This is a genomic window from Enterococcus silesiacus (assembly GCF_001886225.1).
Classification (GTDB): domain Bacteria; phylum Bacillota; class Bacilli; order Lactobacillales; family Enterococcaceae; genus Enterococcus_L; species Enterococcus_L silesiacus.
On record NZ_JXLC01000048.1, the window covers coordinates 1 to 3812 of the forward strand.

Annotated in this window: 3 protein-coding genes and 4 tRNA genes; all 7 read right to left on the reverse strand. The window is 37.2% G+C overall.

The annotated features are described in order from the left end of the window. The coding region (locus RV15_RS18205; RefSeq protein ID WP_139243064.1) for a family 1 glycosylhydrolase at nucleotides 1-217 on the reverse strand (217 nt) is incomplete at its 3' end. A gap of 78 nt (nucleotides 218-295) precedes the next feature. Beyond that, nucleotides 296-2197 carry a beta-glucoside-specific PTS transporter subunit IIABC gene (locus RV15_RS18210; RefSeq protein WP_071879407.1) on the reverse strand — a complete coding sequence of 634 codons (1902 nt, stop codon included), beginning with the start codon at nucleotides 2195-2197 and terminating at the stop codon, nucleotides 296-298. A 152-nt stretch (nucleotides 2198-2349) separates the two neighbouring features. Beyond that, a complete protein-coding gene (gene licT / locus RV15_RS18215; protein WP_071879408.1) occupies nucleotides 2350-3189 on the reverse strand; it encodes a BglG family transcription antiterminator LicT in 840 nt (279 codons plus the stop codon). A 246-nt stretch (nucleotides 3190-3435) separates the two neighbouring features. Continuing rightward, nucleotides 3436-3507 (reverse strand) — tRNA-Glu (locus tag RV15_RS18220). Nucleotides 3508-3518: 11 nt separating this feature from the next. Then, a tRNA-Ile gene (locus RV15_RS18225) sits at nucleotides 3519-3592 on the reverse strand. Between the two features lie 12 nt (nucleotides 3593-3604). After that, nucleotides 3605-3675, reverse strand: a tRNA-Gly gene (locus tag RV15_RS18230). Nucleotides 3676-3692: 17 nt separating this feature from the next. After that, nucleotides 3693-3765: transfer RNA gene (locus RV15_RS18235), tRNA-Phe, on the reverse strand. Nucleotides 3766-3812: the final 47 nt, after the last annotated feature.

Here is a 3812-nt window from a genome sequence, read left to right on the forward strand (position 1 = left end):
TATAACGGTGGTACATGTCGATCGCATTTTGCGCTGGGTAAAAATATTCATCATCAAACGCAAACATTTTTTTCTCGCCTGTGATCACTGGGAAACGATCTGGTCCAACGGGTGCTAGATCCACATTCGCTAAACCACGACCGCCTTCGTTATAGCCGCCTTCACATTGATTGGCTGCAGTTGCGCCGCCCCATAAAAAGTCTTTTCTAAATGCCATGTCAAAATCCCTTTCTTTTACAAGCTTACAGCAAAACTTAGCAAGCTTTACTGTAAGCTAATTCTTATCTATAATTTTTTAAGTTAATCCTGTAATTAATGTATCATTTGAAGTTACTTCGCGTTCTTGCGTTTCTACAATATCTAGATAGTCACCAGTATTTGTAACAATGACTGGCGTTTCTACACTATATCCAGCGGCTTTAATAGCATCAATGTCAAAAGTTACTAGAACTTGTCCTTTTTTCACTTTATCTCCTTGTGCTACTTTTGCTTCAAAACCGTTTCCTTCTAATTGAACAGTGTCCATACCGATATGGATCAACAATTCCATCCCTTGATCTGATATCAAACCAATGGCATGTAACGTTGGAAACAGAGTCATCACTGTGCCATCAAATGGTGCTCTAACAACGCCTTCTGTTGGTTCGATCAAAGCCCCTTTTCCTAAAGCGCCTTGTGCAAATGCTTGATCACTTGCTTTACTTAAAGGTAAAACGCGTCCTTTAACTGGACTTAAAACTGCTTCTTTGATTGCTTTTTGAGCTTTTTTATTTTCAGTTATTTCTTCTAATACTGTATCATCTTTCCAGAAGAAGAACGTCAATGCAAAACCGATCACTACTGCGATTAAAATTGATATAAATGAATGAACTACACCACTTGCATCATCACCATTGATAAAGTTTAAAACACCGAAGATCCCTAAACCACCCATTGTGTATGACGTTACACCATTAATCATCAAATACAAACCACCAGCTGCGGCCCCGATCATTGAAAAAATGAACGGCGTTTTTTTAGGTAATGTAATCCCATAAATTGCTGGCTCAGTTACACCAAAGATTCCTGAGATGATTGCTGGTGGACATAAAGCTTTCATTTTTGTATCTTTCAATTTAAAGAACATTGCCATAACAACTGCTGTTTGAGCAAAACTTGCAGCAAAAGAACCTACTAATACTTGGCTTGCGCCTTCTTGGGTAATTTGCATGATTGCAAGTGGCACAACACTCCAGTGTAAACCAAAAATAACCAATACTTGCCAGAAGAAGCCAAGAATAACGCCATATAATGCTGGTGAAAAGCCCATTAAAGCTTGGAAACCTGCACTTAGTAAATCTGTTAACATACTGATGATTGGACCAATCACTAAGAAACCAATTGGTAATGCAATCAATAGTACAAAAAATGGCACCAAGAAAGTTTGAACAACTTCAGGAATTAGTTTCTTGAAGAGTTTTTGAATTTGCGCGGCAAAAGCGACAATGAATATGATCGGTACAACACTACTTGTATAACCTGCACCAACCCACGGAATACCTAAAAACGTATCATAAGCAGGTAATCCTAATAAACTGTAAGGAGCCGCCGCTCCAGCACCTGCGTTCGCTTCAAAAGCTGCTTGTAACGCGCTACCTTGCACTGTAGGGTAACAAAGAGCTGCCCCTATAACAATACCTACCATTGGGTTTAAATTGAATTTTCGTGCGGCTGTATAGCCTAAAATCACTGGCATGAAATAAAATATCGCATCACCAATACCATTTAACATTGTATAAGTTCCAGAAGTAGCTGAATATAATTTCAAGAAAACAAGTAAAGCGTTTAAACCTTTTACCATACCGGCTGCGGCTAGTGCTCCCAAGAATGGTTGGAAACATCCACTTAAAATATCGATCAACCGATTGAATAGATTGCCTCCTGACGATTCTTGTTCTGCATCTGCTGAAATTCCTGCGATACTTACAACATCATCGTAAACTGCTGGTACATGATTTCCGATTACAACTTGATATTGTCCACCGCTTTTCATTACAGTCACAACACCGTCCATATTTTTCAGTACATCATCATTTGCTTTTGATTCATCTTTCAACTTAAAACGTAAACGCGTAATACAATGTGTTAAACTATTAATATTCTCTTTTCCGCCTACGTTATCAACAATTTTTTGTGCTAAATCATGATATTTTCCCATTTTTTGTTCCTCCAAAGTTTCGTTTTTTTAATACATTACATTTGAAGGTTTAGCCAACTTAATGTCACTATCCAAGGGTTCTTGCTGTAATTATTGTTCTTCTACCCACCTTTCATTCCTTTACTAATCTATAGTAAGATTCAATAATCTTATTAACTATTTGTCTGTACCACTCTTGCAATATGAATGATCAAATACATTTTCTCTTCTTCAGAGATAGTATAGTCATAACTTTCTGTTAAAAATTCAGAAATTTTATTCACACAATTGTAGGCATTATGATACTTTTTCTTAATTGCTTCGTATAATTCTCCATCTTCTTCATCATGAAGTTCTTTATGATTTAATAAGCGATAAGCAAAAAATTTTAAATGAGTACTAAAACGATAAAAATAGACCGAGTCTTCATTAAAAGTAATTTTAAAATGATATTTAACGATATTCGTTATTTCCTGCATAATTTTGGTTAGTTCATAAACATTGCCAACCTCTTCATCCATTTCGGCATTGACTAGGTGTAGCGCAATAAATCCAGCTTCATCTTCTGGTAATTGCACATCAAACTGCTCTTTGACCATCTCGACAGCTTTATTTCCAATAAAATACTCATCTGAGAAAAAACGTTTAATATCCCATAACAGAAAATTTTTGACTTCAATTCCTTGTCTTATCCGCTCTAACGCAGTATGAAGATGATCAGTTAAGGAAATAAAGATAGTATCATTTAATTTTTTACCGAGTTTCGTCTTAGCATATGTGATAATCTCATCAGATAACTGCATGACTTCTAAAGGTAGTTCACCTAATAACTCTTGGAATTTCAAAGACGTATCCTGGTTCGCTAAACGAAACACTTGGTCAACTTGTTCTTCTGAAATAAAATCGCCTATCTTTTTTTTGAATGCAATACCACGTCCCATTATTATTTGTTCCTGCTCATTTACATCCAACGTAATCACAACATTATTATTCAAAATTTTTTGAATAACCATTTTTTCGCTCCCTTCCTCACACTTAATTCCTTTAATTGTAAAAAAAGAAAAACCCAACCTTTCCAAAAAAGAAGAAGGTCTCCTTCATTGGAAAAATTAGGTTTAGCTTGTATTTAAACAATCACTATCCATTTATTTACTTGTTGTGTACATGCATAGAATACCTTATTACACTAGAGATGTCAACGTTTTCATAAAAATGTTTATAAAAAAACATTCAGCGCAAAAGCTAAATGCTTGTAAACATGACCCGTACGGGAATCGAACCCGTGATACCGCCGTGAAAGGGCGGTGTCTTAACCGCTTGACCAACGGGCCTTTTAAAATTATGGGCCTAAATGGACTCGAACCATCGACCTCACGCTTATCAGGCGTGCGCTCTAACCAGCTGAGCTATAGGCCCTTAAAGAAAAAAAGCGGGTGACGAGAATCGAACTCGCGACGGCAGCTTGGAAGGCTGTGGTTTTACCACTAAACTACACCCGCATGCTTCTTCTTTGAAATGGCGCAAGACAGAATCGAACTGCCGACACACGGAGCTTCAATCCGTTGCTCTACCAACTGAGCTACTGCGCCAAGAAACTATAATGATAACGGTCTGGACGGGACTCGAACCCGCGACC

What these genes read in the sequence shown, in the direction of transcription:
- RV15_RS18210 (WP_071879407.1), bottom strand. Translation starts at nt 2,197, where the DNA reads ATGGGAAAATATCATGATTTAGCACAAAAAATTGTTGATAACGTAGGC.
- licT (WP_071879408.1), bottom strand. Translation starts at nt 3,189, where the DNA reads ATGGTTATTCAAAAAATTTTGAATAATAATGTTGTGATTACGTTGGAT.